14 protein-coding genes and 1 pseudogene are annotated in these 19,557 nt (G+C 71.1%); 11 read left to right on the plus strand and 4 right to left on the minus strand.

Annotated features, from left to right (window positions below):
- Nucleotides 1-16 precede the first annotated feature (16 nt).
- Nucleotides 17-808 (minus strand): ThuA domain-containing protein, encoded by a 792-nt coding sequence (locus CCN37_RS27380; protein ID WP_086826216.1) that lies wholly within the window; start codon nucleotides 806-808, stop codon nucleotides 17-19.
- Between the two features lie 149 nt (nucleotides 809-957).
- Between CCN37_RS27380 and CCN37_RS27385 the strand changes: the two genes are divergently transcribed.
- From CCN37_RS27385 to CCN37_RS27405, 5 genes are read left to right on the plus strand one after another with little or no spacing between them, the layout of a single operon-like run.
- A complete protein-coding gene (locus CCN37_RS27385) occupies nucleotides 958-1,542 on the plus strand; it encodes a helix-turn-helix domain-containing protein (RefSeq protein WP_168200886.1) in 585 nt (194 codons plus the stop codon).
- Nucleotides 1,543-1,547: 5 nt separating this feature from the next.
- Nucleotides 1,548-2,240, plus strand: a complete 693-nt coding sequence (locus CCN37_RS27390; RefSeq protein ID WP_086826218.1) for an SRPBCC domain-containing protein — start codon at nucleotides 1,548-1,550, stop codon at nucleotides 2,238-2,240.
- A 1-nt stretch (nucleotide 2,241) separates the two neighbouring features.
- Nucleotides 2,242-2,937, plus strand: a complete 696-nt coding sequence (locus CCN37_RS27395; protein ID WP_086826221.1) for an SRPBCC domain-containing protein — start codon at nucleotides 2,242-2,244, stop codon at nucleotides 2,935-2,937.
- Between the two features lies 1 nt (nucleotide 2,938).
- Nucleotides 2,939-3,631 (plus strand): SRPBCC domain-containing protein, encoded by a 693-nt coding sequence (locus tag CCN37_RS27400; RefSeq protein WP_086826223.1) that lies wholly within the window; start codon nucleotides 2,939-2,941, stop codon nucleotides 3,629-3,631.
- Nucleotides 3,632-3,661: 30 nt separating this feature from the next.
- Entirely contained in the window at nucleotides 3,662-4,612 is a 951-nt protein-coding gene (locus tag CCN37_RS27405) for a sigma-70 family RNA polymerase sigma factor (RefSeq protein WP_086826246.1), read from the plus strand.
- Here the strand turns inward: CCN37_RS27405 and CCN37_RS27410 are convergent.
- Complete coding sequence (locus CCN37_RS27410) at nucleotides 4,590-6,365, minus strand: BTAD domain-containing putative transcriptional regulator (protein ID WP_168200887.1); 1,776 nt, start codon at nucleotides 6,363-6,365, stop codon at nucleotides 4,590-4,592. The genes CCN37_RS27405 and CCN37_RS27410 overlap by 23 nt on opposite strands.
- 307 nt (nucleotides 6,366-6,672) lie before the next feature.
- Here CCN37_RS27410 and CCN37_RS27415 point away from each other — a divergent pair, with 307 nt between their 5' ends.
- The 6 genes from CCN37_RS27415 to CCN37_RS27440 are packed head-to-tail and all read left to right on the plus strand — an operon-like array spanning nucleotide 6,673 to nucleotide 16,733.
- Complete coding sequence (locus CCN37_RS27415) at nucleotides 6,673-7,251, plus strand: EF-hand domain-containing protein (RefSeq protein WP_168200888.1); 579 nt, start codon at nucleotides 6,673-6,675, stop codon at nucleotides 7,249-7,251.
- 13 nt (nucleotides 7,252-7,264) lie between these two features.
- Nucleotides 7,265-8,071: an SDR family NAD(P)-dependent oxidoreductase gene (locus tag CCN37_RS27420; RefSeq protein ID WP_210408227.1), complete on the plus strand. Its 807-nt coding sequence runs from the start codon at nucleotides 7,265-7,267 to the stop codon at nucleotides 8,069-8,071.
- Entirely contained in the window at nucleotides 8,068-9,381 is a 1,314-nt protein-coding gene (locus CCN37_RS27425) for an acyltransferase domain-containing protein (RefSeq protein ID WP_086826229.1), read from the plus strand. The genes CCN37_RS27420 and CCN37_RS27425 overlap by 4 nt, the downstream gene beginning before the upstream one ends.
- Entirely contained in the window at nucleotides 9,378-14,372 is a 4,995-nt protein-coding gene (locus CCN37_RS27430; RefSeq protein ID WP_086826230.1) for an SDR family oxidoreductase, read from the plus strand. The genes CCN37_RS27425 and CCN37_RS27430 overlap by 4 nt, the downstream gene beginning before the upstream one ends.
- On the plus strand, nucleotides 14,326-16,137 hold the full coding sequence (locus CCN37_RS27435; RefSeq protein ID WP_086826232.1) for an acyl-CoA dehydrogenase: 1,812 nt from the start codon (nucleotides 14,326-14,328) through the stop codon (nucleotides 16,135-16,137). Before CCN37_RS27430 ends, CCN37_RS27435 begins: the two co-directional genes overlap by 47 nt.
- 20 nt (nucleotides 16,138-16,157) lie before the next feature.
- Nucleotides 16,158-16,733, plus strand: coding sequence for a GNAT family N-acetyltransferase (locus tag CCN37_RS27440; RefSeq protein ID WP_086826234.1), 576 nt, complete (start codon nucleotides 16,158-16,160; stop codon nucleotides 16,731-16,733).
- Here CCN37_RS27440 and CCN37_RS27445 read toward each other — a convergent pair.
- Together CCN37_RS27445 and CCN37_RS40170 are read right to left on the minus strand one after the other, a co-directional pair.
- The gene (locus CCN37_RS27445; RefSeq protein WP_086826236.1) at nucleotides 16,717-17,226 is read right to left on the minus strand and encodes a hypothetical protein; all 510 of its coding nucleotides are present in this window, start codon (nucleotides 17,224-17,226) and stop codon (nucleotides 16,717-16,719) included. The two genes, CCN37_RS27440 and CCN37_RS27445, sit on opposite strands and share 17 nt — an antisense overlap.
- Before the next feature lie 23 nt (nucleotides 17,227-17,249).
- Nucleotides 17,250-19,557, minus strand: a pseudogene (locus tag CCN37_RS40170) (hypothetical protein); the annotation flags it as partial.

The following is a 19,557-nucleotide window of genomic DNA, read 5'->3' on the forward strand; positions in this document are numbered from 1 at the left end:
GCAGATCCTGTGAAGGTCAGCGCTGCCCGAGCCAGCCGAGCCCGTCGATCAGGAACCGGTTCTGCACCTCGCTGCCGAAGGTCGAGGACAGCGGCCGGTTGTTCGGGTAGTCCATGGCGTTGTGCCCGAAGTTGGCGTAGAGCATGCGGAAGTTCTTGTTGCTCCACATGATCGGGTAGTAGCCGCTGTACCAGCTCTGGTTCGGGTCGGTGCCCAGCGGGAAGCTGGAGGAGTCGACCGAGGCCAGGATCTTGATGTTCGGGTTGCGGCGCAGGTCGTTGTTCCAGCTGTACCACTCGCTCACCGCCGAGGTCCACGTCGCGGGCAGTCGCGTGGTCGACGGGTGACCGCGGTCCTCGGTCCGCAGCGTCGCGGTCGTCGGGCCCCAGGTGTTGGAGCGGAAGGAACCCGTGCCCAGGAACGTGTTGTGGTACCAGGACCACCCGCCAGGATCGGTGGTGAAGGCCGCGACGTGGAAGCCCAGCCAGCCGCCGCCGTTCTCCATGTAGCGCTGGAAGCCGGAGCGCTGCGCGGCGGTCTGCGGCAGGTTGTCCAGGAACATCACCACCTGGTACTGCGCCAGCTCGTTCGAGGTCAGCAGGTTCCAGTTGGTCGAGGCGGTGTAGGAGAAGTTGTGCTGCGCCGCGAGCTGCGGGAAGCGCTCGTTGGCCTCCTTGACGAAGCTGATGTGCGCGGCGTCCCAGGTCCCGCTGTAGAGCGCGAGGACCTTGAAGCGCGGAGCCGCCTGAGCGGGCAGCGTGGTCAGGAACAGGAAGGCGGCGAACAGCACTAACAGACGCTTGAACATGCAGGGTCCCTTCGGTGTTGCGGAGGGAACCGGCGGCTTGTTGCCATCCGCGAAATGTGTTGCCGCATCGGATGGTAAGCGCTCTCACAGTCATCCGTCGAGGTGAACCTGCCCTTGACAAAAAAATTTGTCAGTGTCAGCGTGGGGCCATGTTCGAAGTGGCGGTGATCGAGGACCCGGCGGCGGCCGAGGTCTGCCTGGACCCGATCCGCGCCCGGTTGCTGGCCGAGCTGGCCGAACCGGGCTCGGCGACCACGTTGGCGACCAAGGTCGGCCTGACCAGGCAGAAGGTGAACTACCACCTGCGCGCCCTCGAGGCGCACGGGCTGGTGGAGCTGGTGGAGGAGCGGCCGAGGGGCAACTTCACCGAGCGGGTCCTGCGCGCCACCGCCGCCTCGTACGTGATCTCCCCGGCGGCGCTGGCCCCGGTCCAGCCCGATCCGGCCCGCGCGCGCGACAACCTGTCGGCGCGCTGGCTGCTGGCCGTGGCGGCGCGCCTCGTCCGCGACGTGGGCGCGCTGATCACCGGGGCCGCCAAGGCGCGCAAGCGCCTGGCCACCTTCGCGGTGGACGGCGAGATCCGCTTCGCCACCGCCACCGATCGGGCGGCCTTCGCCGAGGAGTTGGGCTTCGCCGTGCGGAGCCTGGTCGCCAAGTACCACGATGAGTCCGCAGAGGGCGGACGACCGCACCGCGTCGTCGTCGCGTTGCACCCGAGCGTCAAGGAGAGTTGAGAGAGATGGGTCGCGAGTACGAGATCGTCAAGGAAGTCGCCCTGCCCGTGAGCCCGGACGCGGTCTGGGCGGCGGTCGCGACCGCGAACGGCCTGGCCGGCTGGTTCATGCCGATGGACATCTCCTCCGGCGAGGCCGAGGTCTGGGACCCGCCCAAGCACCTGGTGATCAAGAACCCGGCCGGCGAGGACGGGTCCTTCCACCGCTTCGAGTACGTCATCGACGGCGAGGACGGCCGCAGCTCGCTCCGCTACGTCCACAGTGGACGGACCGGGGACGGCTGGCCGGAGAACTACGAGGTGATCACCTCCTTCGGCTGGGACTTCTACCTGCACTCGCTGGAGGAGTACCTGGCCCACTTCGCCGGTCGCACCGCCGTCTACGTCGAGGCCGAGGGGCCCGCCGTCTCCGCCGAGCGCGCGGCGTGGGACCGCTTCGTCGCGGCGCAGGGCGTCTCCGCCGTCGGCGACAAGATCTCGGTGTCGCTGCCCGGCCTGCCGGCCATGGACGGCGTCGTCGACCTGATCAACGAGAACTTCCTCTGCTTCCGCACGGCCGACGCGCTCGTGCGCTTCCACGGCCGGATGCCGCAGAACATGCCGGTCGCGATCAGCCACCACGCCTTCACCCCGGTCGACGCCGACGCCTGCGCCGAGGCGTGGAAGACGTGGCTGGGCACGCAGTTCGAGGGGAGCTGACATGGGGCGCGAGTTCGAGCTGCGCAAGGAGGTCGTGCTGCCGGTGAGCCCGGAGCAGGTCTGGCAGGCCGTCGCCACGGCGCAGGGCCAGGCCGCCTGGTTCATGAGCACCGAGGACATCGCCCCGGCCGACGCCGAGGTCTGGGACCCGCCCAAGCACCTGGTGATCAGGACGCCGCAGGCCGAGGACGGCTCCTTCCACGCCTTCGAGTACCTGATCGAGGGCCGCGAGGGCACCGCCGTGCTCCGCTTCGTCCACAGTGGAATGTCGGGCGAGGCGTGGCCGGACGAGTACGTCGACATGACCTCGATGGGCTGGAACACCTACCTGCACTCGCTGCGCGAGTACCTGGTGCACTTCCCCGGCCGCCCCGCGCTGTACGTGGAGGCGGAGGCCCCGAAGTCCTCTGTGGACAGTGGGGCGTGGGACCGCTTGGTCGCGGAGCTCGGTGTGGCCGCGGTCGGCGACAAGGCGTCGATCCCGTTGCCCGGGCTGCCCAGTCAGGACGGCGTCGTGGACATCATCGAGGAGAGCTACGTCGGCATCCGCACGGCCGACTCGCTCGTGCGCTTCCACGGCCGGGCGCGCATCGGCATGCCGATCGCCGTCGGCCACCACGTGTACACACCGATCGACACCGACGCGTACGGCAAGGCATGGGCGGCGTGGCTCGGCTCGGTCTACCAGGAGGTCTGAGATGACCCGTGAGTTCTCGCTGAGCAACGAGATCGTCCTGCCGGTCACTCCGGAGGAGGTCTGGACCGCCGTCGCCACCCCGGAGGGCCAGGCCGCCTGGTTCATGTCCGGCCACGCGGTCTCGCCCGAGGCCGCCGAGGTCTGGGACCCGCCGAAGCACCTGGTGATCAAGGCGCCGGAGCGCGAGGACGGCTCCTTCGACGCCTACGAGTACCTCATCGAGGGGCGCGAGGGCTCGACCGTGCTCCGCTTCGTCCACAGTGGACTCATCGTCGGGGACGGGTGGCCGGACGAGTTCGAGGACATGACCTCGGTGGGCTGGCGCACCTACCTGCACGCGCTGCGGGAGTACCTCGTGCACTTCCCGGGGCGCCCGGCCGTCTACGTCGAGGCCGAGGGGCCGGAGCGGTCCGCGACCTGGCCCGGGTGGGAGCACTTCATCGCCTCGCTCGGTCCCACCGAGGTCGGCGACGAGGTGTCGTTGACCGTGCCGGGGCTGCCGAAGCAGGAGGGTGTCGTGGACATCGTCATGCCGGGCTTCGTCGGCATCCGCACGGGCGACTCGCTCCTGCGCTTCCACTGCAGGGTGCCCTTCGGCATGACGGCGGCCGTAGCGCACCACGTGTACTCGCTGATCGACGTCGACGCGTACAACGCGGCCTGGAAGGAGTGGCTCGCTTCGGCCTTCGGCTGAGTGTCGGTGGCGCGGGTTACCTTCTGCGCCATGAACGCCTTCCTCGCGGTGGCCGACCCGTTCCGGCGGGAGTTGCTGGCGCACTGCTACCGGATGGTCGGCTCGGTGCACGACGCCGAGGACCTGGTGCAGGAGACCTACCTGCGCGCGTGGCGGGCCTACGACAGGTTCGAGCAGCGGTCGTCGGTGCGGACCTGGCTCTACCGCATCGCCACCCGCGTGTGCCTCACGGCGCTCGAAGGGCGGGGACGGCGACCGCTGCCGACAGGTCTCGGCGGCCCGCGCTGCGATCCCGGCGAGGAGCCCTTCCAGCCGCCGGAGATCACCTGGCTGGAGCCGTTCCCGGACCGCGACGACGATCCCGCCAGCATCGTCGTCGGCCGGGAGAGCCTGCGTCTCGCGCTGGTCGCGGCGTTGCAGCACCTGCCGCCGCGCCAGCGCGCGGTGCTCGTGCTGCGCGATGTGCTCCAGTGGCGGGCCGCCGAGGTCGCCGAGGCGCTGGAGCTGTCGGTCGCGGCGGTGAACAGCCTGCTCCAGCGCGCCCGTGCTCAGCTGGATTCCGTTGCGCCGCAACAGGACCAGCTCGTGGAGCGATCGGACCAGCGCGAACTGCTCGACCGCTACGTGCGCGCGTTCGAGGCCAAGGACGTCGCCGCGATCGTCGCGCTGTTCACCGCCGACGCCGTCTGGGAGATGCCGCCGTTCGCCACCTGGTACCAGGGGCGGGAGGACATCGCGTGGCACCTCGCGAACCGCTGCCCGGCCGTGCCCGGTGGCCAGCGGCTCATCCCGATCAGCGCCAACGGGCAGCCCGGCTTCGCGAACTACCTGCGCGGGCCGGACGGCGTGATGCGCGCGTTCAACGTCCAAGTGCTGACCATCGGGCCGGGCGGTGTCTCGCACGCGGCCGTCTTCCTCGACACCAGCCTCTACGCCGCGTTCGGCCTGCCCGAGGTCCTCACGACGGCAGCCGAGGGCTGAGCGTGGGGGACAGCGGCGTCGGGCTCGGTGCCCCGCCGAGCACCGCGGCCAGCCGCCGGGTGAGCAGGTCCACCGTGAACCCGTCCACCTCCGCGCGGATCAGGTTCCAGGTGACCAGCTCGCTCAGCGGCCGCCGCACGCTCGTCGCCGAGGTGCGCAGCAGCCCGGCCGCGTCCTCCACCGTGAACGAGGCGCGCGGCAGCATCCCCAGCAGCGCCAGCAGCCGCTGCGCCGCGAAGGTCAGCCGTTCCTGGGTGCGAGCGAAGGACGCGGGCACGGAGGCGAGCTCGTCGCCGGGGATGACCATCGCGGCGAAGAAGTCGCCGGAGGACAGGTCGGTGACCAGCGCGGCGAGCGACTGGCCGCACCGGTTGGCCCCGGCGATCCGCACCGCGAGCGGGTTCCCGCAGCACAGCAGCGCGATCTCCGCGGCGGCGTCGTACTCCGTCATCACCAGCGCCTCGCCGGTGACCCTGCCGAGCAGCGCGACCGCCTCTGCGGTGGGCAGCGGCCCCAGCTCCACCCGGGCCGCCCCCTGAAGCGCGACCAGCCCGCTGAGCCGGTTCCTGCTGGTCACCAGCACCGTGCACGGTGCTGAGCCGGGCAGCAGCGGCCTGATCTGGTCGGCGTGGGTGGCGTCGTCGATCACGATCAGCAGCCTGCGGTCGGCCAGCGCGGAGCGGAACAGCGCCGAGGCGCCGTCGACGCTCGGCGGCACCTCGGTGGCCGGGACGCCCAGTGACACCAGGAACGCGGTGAGCACGTCCAGCGTGCTCGCCCCGCCGCGCAGGTCCGCGTAGAGCTGGCCGTCCGGGAACCGCTCGGCCGCCCGGTGCGCCCAGTTCAGCGCGAGCGCGCTCTTGCCGATCCCGCCCGGCCCGGTCAGCACCACCAGCGAGCCGGGCTCCTCGTCCAGCAGGGCGAGTTCTTCTTGGCGCCCAACGAAATCCGGTACCGCGAGGGGCAGTTGCTGGGGCAGCGCCGCGCTGGCCCGCGCCGGGTTCAGCGACGGGTCGCCGTCCAGGATGCGCCGCCGCAGCTCGCACAGCGCGGCGCCGGGCTCGATGCCGAGCTCCTCGCGCAGCAGCACCTCGGCCCTGCGGTAGGTCGCCAGCGCGTCGGCCTGCCGCCCGGAGCGGTGCAGCGCCCGCATCTCCAGCTCCCACAGGCGTTCCCGCAGCGGGTTCGCGTTGGTCACCAGCGGCAGCTCGGCGGCGGCCACGTCGTGCCTGCCCAGCGCGAGCAGCGCCGCGTAGCGGTCCTCGGTGGCGTCCAGCCGCAGCTCCTCCAGCCGCGCCGCCTCGACCTCCAGCGCCTGCGGCAGCGGCAGGTCCTCCAGCACCGCTCCGCGCCACAGCTCCAGCGCGGCGGTCAACCGGTCCAGCGCCAGCACCGGATCGCCCGCCGCCAGCGCCTCCCCGCCCGCCGCCGCGAGCTCCTGGAACCGCTCGGAGTCCAGCTCACCAGGCTCCACCCGCAGCAGGTAGCCGCCCCGGCTCGCGGGCAGCCGCGGCGCCGAGCCGTCGTCGTCGAGCACCTTGCGCAGACCCGCGAGGTAGGACTGCAGGTTCGCCGCGGCCGAGGGCGGCGGCTGGTCCCCCCACAGCTGCGTGACCAGCTCCGAGGTCCTGACCGGCTCGTTGGCGCGGGCGAGCAGCATCGCCAGCGCCACCCGCTGCTTGCGCCGGTTCAGCACGACCGGCGCGCCGGCCGCGTCGCGGACGTCCAGAGCGCCCAGTACCCGGAATCTCACGTCGCGCATCGTAGGGAGGTTCGCTTAACGCCCACTAATCGCAGCAGGTCGGCGCCCTTTGCAAACGATCTTGGAGTTCTCCAGTTCCTTTCACGACCGGATTGTTCGCAGGCGACTCTGCGTAGTCGAAACGTGCGCCTGGTGGCACGGGGATGATTCTCGAACGTGCGACTTACCGGCCTCCCCGCCCGGCACTAACGTCGAATGATGGCTGGATCGGCCGTGGTCACGGCCAGGCCGCGTCATTAATTCACATTCTTTCTCTCGTCGTTTTCGCATGCCCGAAAAAAGATGGGAAGTGTTCACAATGACTTCTTCGACGGCCTCTCCGGCGACCTCTTCGGAGAACCTGCTGGAGCGCAAGTACGCTCGCCGCTTCGCGATGTTCGACGTGGACGGCAACGGCCACCTGGAGCCGGAGGACTTCGCCCAGCTCGCCGACCGGCTCATCGCGGGGCTCGGTGCCGACCCGGACTCGGCGAAGGCCCAGCGCGTGCGGGCGGGCTACCAGGACCTGTGCTCGGCGCTGGTCGGGGAGATCGACACCGACGGCGACGGCAGGATCTCCCAGCCCGAGTTCCTCACCGGCATGGCCCGCGTCGCCGGGGACCGCGAGGGCTTCGCGCGGATGATCGCCCCGCTGGCCCGTACCAACCTCGACCTGTGCGACACCGACGGGGACGGCCAGCTCGACCGGCAGGAGTTCGCGCGCCTGCTCGGTCTGTTCAACGCCGCGGCGATGGACGACGCCGGGCTGATCTTCGACCGGCTCGACACCGACGGCGGCGGCACCCTCTCGGTCGCGGAGATCCTCGACGCGCTCTGCGACTTCTACCTGAGCACCGACCCCGCCTCGCCGGGGAACCTGCTCTTCGGCGAGATCTGAGGGGGGGCGGGCCGTGTTCGCGCTGGAAGGAAGAACGGCGCTGGTCACCGGCGCTTCGCGGGGGATCGGCAGGGCGATCGCGCTGGGCTGCGCCGAGGCGGGTGCCGACGTGGCGCTGCTGGCGCGCGGAAGCGACGCGCTGCGCGAGGTCGCCGAGATCGTGGAGAAGCTCGGCCGCCGCGCGGTCGTGCTGACCTGCGACGTCGGCGACGCCGAGCAGGTGCGCGCCGCGGTGTCGGACACCGTCGCGCAGTTCGGCCGGCTCGACGTGCTGGTCAACAACGCGGGCGGGTTCGGCTTCGCCGGGCCGTTCCTGGAGCTGACCGCGCAGGACTGGACCGACGCGATCCGGCTCAACCTGGAGTCCGTCGTGCACTTCTGCCGCGAGGCGGGCCGGGTGATGGTGCGCCAGCGCTCCGGCTCGCTGATCAACATCGGCTCGGTGTCCGGGGTCGGCGGCGTGCCGATGCTCTCGCACTACGCGGCGACCAAGGCGGCGGTGGCGTCGCTGACCAGGTCGCTGGCCGCGGAGTGGGCGGCGAGCGGGGTGCGGGTCAACTGCGTGGTGCCTGGCTGGATCGCCACCGAGCTGACCAGCGCGATGTCCGGGCAGGAGCACATCTCCGACGGCCTGCTGCGTTCGGTGCCCGCGCGGCGGTGGGGCGATCCGGAGGACGTCGTCGGCGCCGTGCTCTACCTGGCCGGTGACGCGGCGCGGATGACAACGGGCTCGTGCCTGACCCTCGACGGCGGCATGACGAGCACGATCGGCGGCCCGACGCTGATCGAGCTGATGGAGATGGGACGGATACCGGTATGAGCGCCAGGACGGTCCTGCTCTTCCCCGGCCTCGGGGCGTACTCCACGGGGATGCTGCGGCAGGCGGCCGGCGAGCACCCGGAGGTCTCACGGACCCTCGCCGAGATCGACCGCGCCGCCGCCCAGCACGGAGTTCCCTCTGTGGCGCAAGCGGTTCTGCGGGACGAGCCGCGGCCGATCCGCGAGATGCTGGCGTTGCCGACCGAGGTCCTCCAGTTGGCGATCTTCGGCGCGTCGGTGGTGACGCACCGGGTGCTCGCGGCGGCGGGGCTGCGGCCGTACGCCTTGCTGGGGCACAGTTTCGGCGAGATGGCCGCGCTCGTGTCCGCGGGCGCGTTCACCCTCGCCGAAGGGGTGCGCCTGGTGTGCGCCCGCGCCGAGGCGCTCGCCGACTGGGAGGGCAAGGGGGCGATGGCCGCCGTCGGCGCGAACGAGGCCGTGGTGCGGCACCTGATCGGCGCGATGGACGAGCCGGAGCTCGCGGTCGGCTGCCTCAACGCGCCGAGGCAGACGGTGATCAGCGGCCCGGTCGAGGCGATCGACCGCGCCGGGCGGGTGGCCAAGGCGCTGGAGCTGTTCTACGCCAAGCTCCACCTGCCCTACGCCTCGCACCACCCGAGCGCCCGGCCCGCGGTCGCGCGGTTCCTCGGGCTGATGTCGGGGATCGAGCAGAAACCCTTGGAGCACAGGGTGTACTCGCCGGTCCACGGCCGGTGGTACTCCGACATCGACGACCTGAAGCACGCCATCGCGGAGTGCATGGTGCTGCCGGTGCGCTTCACCGACGCGGTCCGCGACCTGCACTCCTCGGGGGCGACGGTGTTCGTGGAGTCCGGAGCGCTCAACGCGCTCACGCGCTGTGTCGAGCTGACGGTGCCCGGGGTGCGCACGATCGCCCCGCTGCTCGATCCCGCTGACGAGACGGGGGGTTTGCGGCGCGCGCTCACCGGGGAGGCCGATGTGCGCCCGCAGCGGACCGACACCGCCTCCGCAGTCGTTGCGCCGGTGGAGATCCCCGCCGCGCGCGAGCCGGAACCGGTGGTCGAGACGGCCCTCGGCAAGGACGCCGTGCTGGCGAAGCTGCGCGCGCTGTACGCGGCGGCGCTGGAGTACCCGGAGGACGCGCTCACCGAGCAGGCGCTGCTCGAAGCCGAACTCGGCGTGGACTCGTTGAAGCAGACCGCTCTGCTGTCGCGGGTGGTGGAGGAGTTCGGCCTGCCCGACCAGCCCGGCGAGCTGCGGGTGTGGGAACTGCCGTCGCTCGGTGCGATCGCCGATCACGTCATGGGCGCAGAGCGGGTTCTGTCATGAGCCGGATCGTCCTCGTCACGGGCGGCGTGCGCGGGCTGGGCAAGGCCATCGCGCTCGCGTTCGCCGCCCGTGGTGACCGGGTGATCGCCAACTACTTCCACGCCCGTGAGCAGGCGGTCGCGTTCGAGGCCGAATGCGCGGCGCTGGGCCACCCGGTCGAGCTGATCAGGGCATCGGTGGCCAATCAGGGCCAGGTCGAGGCGATGTTCGACGAGATCGCGGCACGCCACGGCCGGCTTGACGTGCTGGTGAACAACGCCGCGTCCGGAGCACTGCTCCCACTGTCCGAAGTGGACGATTCGCACTGGCAGCGCGCCTTCGACACCAACGTGCGCGGAAGCCTGTGGTGCGCGCGCAGGGCCGTCGAGCTGATGACGGGGGAGCACCCGGCGATCGTCAACCTGTCCTCGCTCGGCAGCGGCATGGTGATCAGCGACTACGCCACGGTCGGCACCACCAAGGCCGCGGTGGAGTCGCTGACCCGCTACCTCGCCGTCGAGTACGCCGGGCGCGGGATCAGGGTGAACACCGCCTCCGGTGGCCTGCTGGACAACGCGATCGCCGGGATGTTCCCGGACGCGCAAGCGCTCGCGGACCAGGTCCGGGCGTCCACGCCGCTGGGCAACCGCCTCGGCACCGAGCGGGAGCTGGCCGAGCTGGTGGTCTTCCTGGCCTCCCCGCAGGCGTCCTGGATCACCGGGCAGACCGTCATCGCCGACGGCGGCCTGTCACTGGGCGCGATGTCGTTGTCCCCCAGGCGCGATGAGCCCGAGTCGGTGCCGGGGGCGATCGCCGTGGTCGGCATGGGCGTGGTCGCGCCCGGTGCGACCGACCCCGTCGAGCTGTGGAAGGTGCTCTCCGGCGAGCACAACGTCTTCGTCGAGCCGGAGCGCTTCGACATCTCCTCCTTCCACTCCACCGATCCGGCCGCCGAGGACCGCACGTACACGCGGCGGTCCGGCTTCGTGACGTCGTTCGACCCGCATCCCGAGTTGGCCGACCGGAGCACGCAGTGGTTGCGGCACAGCCTGATCGCGGCGTTGGCGGGCGTGCGCACCGGCGACCGGTGCTTCGCCGCGTTCGGTGCGACGGCGGACGGCAGCCAGGAGCTGGAGGAGTACCTGGTCTACGCGGGTGCGCGGGAGCACTTGGGGGACAACGAGGTTCTCCGTGATCGCTACGTCCGCGGAACGGACCCCTCGGAGTACCTGCCCCATCGCATCGGCCGCAACGCCATCGCGGGACTGCTGCCGGACAGGACCGAGCTGGTCATGGTCGACACGGCGTGCTCGTCCTCGCTCTACGCGATCGACCTGGGCATGAAGGCGCTGCGCGAGGGCTCGTGCGAGGTCGCGGTGTGCGGTGGGACTTTCGCCTACAGCGCGCGGAACCTGGTGCTCTTCTCGAAGCTCTCCGGGCTCTCCAGGTCGGGGCAGGTCCGCTCCTTCGACCGAGCCGCAGACGGCGTGCTGTTCTCCGACGGAGCCGGGGTCGTCGTGCTCAAACAGCTCGACAGGGCACGTGCGGACGGTGATCGGGTGCTCGGTGTGATCGAGAGCGTCGGCCTGTCCTGCGACGGGCGCGGCAAGGCGATCTACGCGCCCAACGAGGCCGGGCAGGCTTTCGCGCTCCGCCGCGCTTACGAACGCGCTGGTGCCGACCCGGCTTCGGTGCAGTGGGTGATCGGCCACGCCACGGGCACGCAGGCGGGCGACAGCACGGAGTTGGCCGCGCTGCACCGGGTCGCCGGCTCCGGCCCGCCCGCGCTGTTGTCGTCGAACAAACCGATCGTCGGGCACACCGGGTGGAGCGCGGGCATCGTGTCGCTGGTGCAGGCCCTGTCCGGGCTGGAGCGCGGATCGGTTCCGGCGCAACGCTATCTCCAACAACCGATCCCGATCCTGGAGGGCAGCCGGTTTCGGCCGATGACCACCGAAACCCCTTTGCCAGCAAGGAAACCTCGACGCGTGGCGGTCTCCTCGTTCGGGTTCGGCGGAACCAACGCGCACCTGCTGCTCTCCGACACCCCGACGGCTCGCGAGGACGCGCTCTCCACCGACGAGCTGGTCGTGGTCGGCTGGTCGGCGCACCTGCCCGGTTTCGACGCCGCTGAGGCCTCCGCGTGGCTCCGCGGTGACCGAGCCGCTCCGGCCGTGGGCTTCGGCACCGACTACCCGTTGCCCTCCTTCGCGGAAGTGCGGCTGCCGCCAGCGACGCTGCGCACGATGGACCGCAGCCAGATCATGGTGCTGCGCGCCGCCGGCCAGCTCGACCCGCGGGTGCGGGCGATGTGCGAGGAGCTGAAGGACACGACCGGTGTCGTGGTCGGTCACACCGGGCCGACCCGGCGCGCCGTGCAGTACGCGTTGCGCTGCTACCTGGGCGATCTGCGCACCTGCGCCGGATCGGAGCCCGGGTTCGGTGAACTGGAGCGGGAGGTGCGCGCGGCCGTTCCGCCCAGCACGGAGGACGCCTTCCCCGGGATCATGCCGAACCTGATCCCGGCCAGGTTGTCCGCGCTGGCCGACTGGCACGGGCTGAACCTCACCGTGGACACCGGGGTCGACGCCGGGATCGACGCGATCCGGTGCGCGGAGCGGTATCTCCGCCACGGAGACCTGGACGTCGCCGTGGTGGCCGGAGTCAGCGGCAACAGCGGCCCCGAGCTGGCGGCCGTCATCGCCGACCACCCGCCGGTCGCGGAGGGCGCTTTCATGGTGGTGCTGACCAGGAAGTCCACCGCCGCGCGGCACGGCCTGCCCGTTCTCGGCACCGTTCGCACGGAACTCGGCTCTGTGGAGCCGCTTTCCCGGCCGCAGGCAGTTCGCCCGCTCGCCGGGCTCGGACGCACCTACCTCGGCGCGGACCCGCTGCTGGTGATGACCGCGGCCTTGGCTTCAGGTCGGTCGAGCACGATCGGCGGTGCGTGCGAATGGGGACCGAAGATCGTCTTCGCGCCACCGCCCGCTGCCGTCGAGCGGATGGAGCGCCGCCTCGCGCAGGCGCCGCCGCGCCCGGTCCGGCCACCACTGCCCGCCATCCCCGACGGAGCCTTGGTGATCACGGAGGAGACCGAGGCAGTGTCCGCCGCTCGGCACGTCCGCGTGATCATCGACATCGGCGCGTCACGGACGTCGCCAGAAGACCTGTCGGCCTTGTCGCGCCTGCGAGAAGTGCACGACCTGGCCTACGAGGCGGCTCAGTTGTGGGAGGAGGACGGCTCGTTCGCGGTGCTGATGGTCGACGCGCTGCGCGACGGCGTCGTCCATCCCGCCACCGCGCCGTTCACCGGGCTGGTGAAGAGCCTCGCCAGGGAGAGGTTCGCCTTCGCCGTCCTCACCGATTCGGTGGACATGACTCCGGACGTGCTGGCAACGGAGTCCGCGCTGGACCGCGAGCTGGCCGTGGCGGTGTACTCCGGTGGCAGGCGGATGGAGCACGTGCTGTGCCCGGCCCCGGTCGTTCCCGGCCCGGTCGAGCCGATCGACGTCGTCGTCGCCGTGGGAGGAGCGCGCGGGCTGACCGCGCGGTTGCTCGGCGATCTGGCCCGCGAGCACCAGCCGACGATCTACGTGCTGAGCCGGACGGGGCCCGGAACCGATGTCGCGACCCGGCAGGCGTTCATCGCCGAGCATCCACAGTGGACTGTTCGTGAGGCTTCGGCGGAGTTCGACCGGCGGCTCGCGGCAGCGGAGGCCCGGCGCACGCTGGAGGCGCTCACCGAGCTGTGCGGCGAGGGGAAGGTCCACCACATACCCTGCGACGTCACCGATGCGGAGGCCGTCACGGCTGCGGTCGGCCAGCTCCCCGCGCGGGTGGACCTGCTGATCAACGCCGCCGGGCTGCACAACGGCGGTGGGGTTCGCTCGGTGTCGCTGGAGCGGGCGCGCGCGGTCCGTGACACCAAGTTGCTCGGCTACCTCAACCTGCGCCGCGCGTTCGCGGGCCGCGAACCGGCGCGGTGGATCAACTTCGGCTCCTTGCTCGCGGTGCTCGGCTGGCCGGGGGAGGCGGATTACTGCTCCGGCAACGACATCCTGAACGCGGCGGCGAGCTGGCAGCGGAACTTCGGCGGAACGCACGAGACGACGCTGTCCTGGGCGCTGTGGACGGAGTCGGGTTTCGCCGCCCAGCCGGTGATCCGCGATCTCCTGCTCCGGCAGAACGCGCTGACCGGGCTCTCCGACATTGACGGCAGTGCGCTGTTCGCCGGCGAACTGTCCACTGTGGATGGAACGCCGGAGGTGACCTACCTCGGTCCTGCGGAGCGGCGCCTCGTCTCCCTGCGCTGGCGGCCCTCCGGTGATTTCCTTTCCTGTCATCGCATCCGTGGCCGCGCCGTGGTGCCCGCCGCGATGATCATCGACCAGATCGCGCGTCCGGGCGATGTGCTCACCGACCTGGAGTTCCACGCGCCGGTGCTGCCGGACTCGGATTACCGGGTGACGGCCGACGCCGTGCTGAGCGACCTCGCGGTGCTCAAGGCGCCTCGCGCGCACATGACCTGCACCGTCCACGCCGGACAGTCGTCCCGGTCGTCCGTGGAGCGAGTCGTGGGGGCCGCGATCACGCCGCCCTTCTACTCGCCGGGTGGAGAGGTCGAGCTGAGCGGGCCGTTCGCCTCGCTCCGCGATGTCCAGATCTCCGATTCGGGTGCTTCAGCGGTGTTCGCGCCGTCGTTGGCGGAATGGGACTTCTCGTCCTTCCGGGCCCCTGTTCTGCTCGTCGACGCGTTGGTGCAGCTGCTGTTGCTGCCGCGCATCGCGATCCCCGTGCGCATCGGCATGGTCGAACTGCGCACGGAGTTCAACGACGTCGAACTCCTCTCCCTTCACGGCAAGTCGATCGTGCTGACCACGGACGGCTCCGGTGCCGCCGTGGCGAGTGCGGCCGGGACCGTGCTCGTCGTGGTGTCCGGAGTGGAAACGAGACAAGGAGAAGCCAGTGAGCGATCAGAGCCTGTCAGCGTTGGCGCGGTTGGTGCACGGTGACTGTGAGCCCGAGTTCCGCGACGAGCTGCGCAAGATCTTCGGCGATGAGCTGTTCGCCCGGCGCGACGGGCTCACCTACCAGGAGGAGCTGCGGCTGACCTACGAGCGGATGCGCTTCGCCAACGACCACGTCAGCCCGGAGGAGCTGGTGGAGCACCCGCACCGCCTGTTCGCGTTGCTGGAGTTCTCCGCTGTGGTAAGCCCGTCGCTGTTCATCGCCATGGTGACGCACTACTGCGGCGCCTTGGCGGCGATCCGCGAACTCGGTGCGGGCCGCGACGACCTCGACGAGTACGTCACCGCACTGGAGAAGATGACCTCGACGGGCGCGTTGCTGATCACCGAGCTCGGCTACGGCAACAGCCACGTTTCCATGCGCACACGGGCGACCTACGACCACGAGCGCCGCGACTTCGTGTTGCACACACCGGATGAGGCCGCCCGCAAGTTCATGCCCAACGTCGGCCTTCCCGGTGTGCCCAAGCTCGCGACCGTCGCCGCGCAGCTCAACATCGGCGGCGAGGACCGTGGTGTCTTCCTGTTCGTGGTGCACCTGCGCGGGGATGACGGGCTGCTCCCGGGCGTGACGATCACCCAGCTGCCCGAGGCGACGCAGGTGCCGATGGACTACGCGGTGATCTCCTTCGACCACGTTCGCGTGCCGATGAGTTCGCTGCTGCACGACAGCGCCTCCATCGCCGAGGACGGTGACTTCCACGACCCGATCGACGACCAGAAGGCGCGCTTGGTGCGCTCGCTCACCGTCGCGCAGAGCGTGCGCACCGCCCAGACCGCCGCGCTCGCCGCAGCCGCGCGCGCCAGTGCTCAGATCGCGCTGCGCTACTCGATGAACCGCCCCGCCATGGAGCCGAACAGCCCGTGGGGCCCGGTGATCCGCCACCGCACCCAGCAGCGCGCGCTCTACGGCGCTCTCGCCACCGCCTACGCCCTGACGTGCCACGCCAACCGCGCGAAGGCCGCCAAGGCCACGGCGATGATCCACAACTCCACCAACCGCCAGGTCCCGCCGTCGCCGTTGGACCCGCTGCCCAGGACCTTGTCGCTGACCAAGGCCATCACCACGTGGAAGACCGAGCGCCTGACCGCCGAGTGCAGGCAGCGGTGCGGCGCGCGCGGTGTCTTCACGGTCAACCGCCTGCTGGACTACCAGGGCTTGGCCATCGTCAGCAATGCCGCTGGGGGTGACAACTTCCTGCTGTGCCTCGACGCCGCGCGGTCGATGATCGCCGACCACCACTACGAGCCGCCGTCGGCCGATCTGCTCGACCGCGATCTCTGGCTCAGCCTGCTCGGCACCCGCGAACGCGAACTCCACCGCGCCCTCAAGTCCCACGACAGCCTCACCGAGGCCGTGGAGTTCGTCGAGGCCCACGGCAACCGGCTGATCCTGGCGAGCTTCCTGGAGGCTGTATCCACTGTGAACTCTCCGGAGGCCGCAGCGGCGCTGCGCCCGCTGACCGAGCTCTACGCCCTGACGGAGATCCAGTCTGCTGCGGCGTGGTACCTCTGCGAAGGGTTGCTGACCCCCGCTCAGGTCCGGTCGATCCCCGGGCGCCTCAACGAACTGTGCGAGGAGCTGACGCCGCACGTCGACCTGTTGCTCGCCGCGTTCGAGCTGCCCGAGGACCTGCTTCGCGTGCCGATCACCAACGGCGACCTGTCCATGGTCGCGGACACGGACACCGTCGACCTCCCCCAGCAGCGCGCCACCACGGAGCTTCCCACTGTTGCCGCTGTGCCGTGAGGATTGGCAGACTGGCGACCATGCCTCTCCTGGTCGCCCCCGTCTGTGAACCCGGAACTCTCGCGAAATCACCGCAGCCCGTCATCACCTCGGCGGACTTGGAGTTGCGGCCGTGGCGTGCCGAGGACGCGCCCGCGCTGCTCGTCGCCTTCGCCGATCCGGACGTCCGGCAGTGGCACCGGCTGTCGCTGGAGTCCACCGCTGAGGCGGAGGCGTGGGCGGCGAGCTGGGCACGTCGGTGGGCCGCCGAGGAAGCGTCCAGCTGGGCGATCACCGCGGACGGCCAGGTGCTCGGGCAGGTCGGGCTGCGCGGTGTCGATCTCGCGGAGGGCGAGGCGGAGCTGTCCTACTGGCTGCTCCCCGCGGCGCGCGGGCGCGGTGTCGCCACGCGCGCGGCGGAGGTGCTGGCGGAGTGGGCGTTCGACGTGGTCGGGCTGCACCGGCTTGAGCTCGGCCACGCGGTGGGCAACACGGCTTCGTGCGCGGTCGCTCGGCGGCTCGGATTCGCCCTGGAGGGCACGCGCAGGAGCGCCTACCTGCAACCGGACGGCAGGCACGACGCGCACATGCACGCCAAGATCAGGCCAGCGAGCTGAACACCAGGCTGGACAGCAACAGTGTCAGCCCCGAGAGCACACCGCTGACGACCGGCACCCACGCGACCGCCGACGTCCACGCCATCGCCAGTCCGATTCCGCCCAGCACAGCCAAGATCACGCCGGGGACCGCGATGGTCCACGTCCGCCACACGAGCACGAACGCGACGAAGTGGAGACCGACGACCACCGCGACCCAGGCGACGTTCGCCTGCGGTGGGGCGTCGAGGGCGCGCAACACCTGGAAGCCGCCGAAGAGCGCGACGACCTCGGCCAGCACGACGAACCAGTAGCCCTTGGTGAAACCGCCCGACGCGGTCGCGGGTTTCTCCCTCTGCCGAAACGTTACGGCGAGCACCGCGACCAAGAGCGCGACGCCGAGGACGCGCGCCACCGTGGTCAGGGTGTCGCTGAGCGGGGCTCCCGCGTTGACCAGGACGAACGCCGTTCCGCCGGTCGCTCCGATGAGGGTGCCGATGGCCTGCTGCCGCATCGTCGGAGACTACCCGGCCGCGACTACCCCGCGGCGAGGCCGATCGACGGTGAGACGAACGGCACGTAGGCGAGGCCGAGCGGGTTCCCCTTGGCCAGCAACGAGATCCGGGCGCGCATCACCGCGACCCCGATGGCGTCGCGGTTGATCACGAAGGAGCGCAGCACCTCCTGGCCGAACTCGTCGGCCAGTTCCTCGAACACCGTGGTCTCCGTGCCGATCACGCCGCTGGCGAGCGCTTCGTTGACGAAGTAGCCGATCAGGCCCATGGCGCGCTCGGGCCGCATCCCGGTGACACCGCTGGTGTTGAGGAACACCAGCGGCCTGCTCCGCTGCCACCGCAGCCCGCGCTGGCGGAAGTCGGCCGGGGTGAGCGGATCGTCGGAGTCGGAGCCCACGCGCAGGAACGGGATGTCGCCGTCGACCCCGCCGTGCGAGTAGAAGTAGACGACCTGCGGGTCACTGTCCAATTCGGACAGTGTGCGCTCCGGGGTCTCGCCGAGCTGGAAATCGCGCCACGGAAGCATCCTGCGCAGTGCGGCGCTGTGCTCGTCGGCGGAGGCGAGGCCCCGGTGCAGCCCGCCGGCCAGGCCGACGCCGTTGCCGGAGGGCAGGGTCGGCGGCAGCGACGGCCCGAGCCCGACCGAGACCGGGAGCCCGAGCGCGTGCCGGAAACCCCAGAAACCGCCGGGGCACACCGTCGTCGGATCGGGCTGCCGCGCGTGCGCGCAGGTGCGCAGGAAGCACGGGCTGCCGTAGAGGCCGCCGCGCTGCACCGCCGCGAGGAAGTCCGCGCACAGCCGCAGCACCGGCGAGCCGATGTCCAGCGGCAGGTCGTAGATCAGCGCGGTCGGCAGCACGTGGCGGCTGGACGGGGCGAGCGGGACCTGCACGAAACCCGGCTTGGCGAACGCGGCGCCGACGTGCTCGGGCACCCCGCTCATCAGCAGCTGGTACAGGCGACGGCCGTGCGTGGCCAGCAACCCGAGGTCGAGGGTGAACTGCTCGACCGTCGGCGGTGCGGCGTAGCGGTACTCCAGGCCCGCGCGCCACGGTTCGGAGCTGGCCCACGCCACCCGGTTCAGCGCGCCGCGCGCGAGGCGGATCTCCTCGGCGAGCTGGTGCTCGCCGAGCGAGGTCTCCGCGCGCAGCGTCTGACCGCCGTCCGTCGCGAGCAGCCGCACCGACTGGCTGCCCCTGCCGTCCCCGGTCAGCATCAGGCTCGCCGAGTGCTCGGGAACCCTTGTCATGCCCAGCGTTTCCGCGGGGTCCGCGATGCGGTAGTCCACTGTGGACGACATGGCGTTCGGGCACGGAACGGGTTTCGCCGTGACCTGGACGTGCACCAGCACCGACTGCACCAGCGTCTGCCGCCAGTAGACGTTGCAGCGCAGGCGCGCGGGGCCGAGTGTGTACGGCGAGGTGACGGGGAAGCACAGCCGCGTCCCGTCCTGGACGATCGACGGCTGCCGCAGGACCGTGGAACTGCCGTCCGCGCCGAGCCGGATCTGCCCGAGCGCGGCGTCCTGCTTGATCGCGAACTCGCCGGGGAACTCGAACAGCGCCACCGACAGCACCGAGTCCTCCGCGCCGGGAACCGGTTGCACTGCCGGGATCTCCACCCAGAACCAGAAGTTCTGCGCCGCTGGCACGCCGAGCCCGGCTTCGAGGTCCTTGCGCGGGTCGGCCGCCAGCGCGAGCCCTGTGCGCACCGCCGTCACCGCCGTCGCCGGTGGGGGAGAAGCGGGCCAGGGGCCGCTCGACCGGCCGCCGTTCGCCGGGATCGGCAGTGGCGCGGAGAGTTGCGGCGGCGCGGGCAGGGGGATCGCCGGGCGTGAGGCCTGGGCGGGGTGCGCCGGGTGCGTCGCGGGCACCGGGGCGAGCACTGTCGGCGCGCCGTTCTGTGTGTCGGCCGGGTTGAGGACGGTGGTGGCGTTCGGCCCCGGCTGTGGTGCGGTGGGCGGCTGGGTGAGGTTGGCCGGGGCGAGCACGGTGGGCGAGTCGGCGGCCTTGGGTGGGGAGATCGCGGGCGAACTCGCGAGGGAGGGGACGACGACGGTGGGCGGCGCCACGACCGTCCGCGGGGCATCGGCCGACCTGGGGGCAACGGTGGCGGGAACGACGACGGTCGGCTGCGGGGAAGGCTTGGGAGGTAAGGGTTTCTGTGGTGCGGAGGGCACGGGTGTCAGGGCGATCGACTTCGCGGCGGGATCGCGGCGGAGCGCGGTCGTCGCCTGCGGCTCGGGCGCGGTGACCTGGGAGAGCAGCTTCGTGACGCGCGGGGTCTCGCCGGTCGGCAGCGCGTGCTTGCGGCGGCGGCCCGGGTGCTGG

The organism is Allokutzneria sp. NRRL B-24872 (assembly GCF_002155965.1).
Lineage (GTDB): Bacteria > Actinomycetota > Actinomycetes > Mycobacteriales > Pseudonocardiaceae > Allokutzneria.

Bases quoted from the DNA above. Each gene is read 5' to 3' on its own strand.
- CCN37_RS27380 (WP_086826216.1), bottom strand. From the start codon at position 808: ATGTTCAAGCGTCTGTTAGTGCTGTTCGCCGCCTTCCTGTTCCTGACC.
- CCN37_RS27385 (WP_168200886.1), top strand. From the start codon at position 958: ATGTTCGAAGTGGCGGTGATCGAGGACCCGGCGGCGGCCGAGGTCTGC.
- CCN37_RS27390 (WP_086826218.1), top strand. From the start codon at position 1,548: ATGGGTCGCGAGTACGAGATCGTCAAGGAAGTCGCCCTGCCCGTGAGC.
- CCN37_RS27395 (WP_086826221.1), top strand. From the start codon at position 2,242: ATGGGGCGCGAGTTCGAGCTGCGCAAGGAGGTCGTGCTGCCGGTGAGC.
- CCN37_RS27400 (WP_086826223.1), top strand. From the start codon at position 2,939: ATGACCCGTGAGTTCTCGCTGAGCAACGAGATCGTCCTGCCGGTCACT.
- CCN37_RS27405 (WP_086826246.1), top strand. From the start codon at position 3,662: ATGAACGCCTTCCTCGCGGTGGCCGACCCGTTCCGGCGGGAGTTGCTG.
- CCN37_RS27415 (WP_168200888.1), top strand. From the start codon at position 6,673: ATGACTTCTTCGACGGCCTCTCCGGCGACCTCTTCGGAGAACCTGCTG.
- CCN37_RS27425 (WP_086826229.1), top strand. From the start codon at position 8,068: ATGAGCGCCAGGACGGTCCTGCTCTTCCCCGGCCTCGGGGCGTACTCC.
- CCN37_RS27430 (WP_086826230.1), top strand. From the start codon at position 9,378: ATGAGCCGGATCGTCCTCGTCACGGGCGGCGTGCGCGGGCTGGGCAAG.
- CCN37_RS27440 (WP_086826234.1), top strand. From the start codon at position 16,158: ATGCCTCTCCTGGTCGCCCCCGTCTGTGAACCCGGAACTCTCGCGAAA.
- CCN37_RS27445 (WP_086826236.1), bottom strand. From the start codon at position 17,226: ATGCGGCAGCAGGCCATCGGCACCCTCATCGGAGCGACCGGCGGAACG.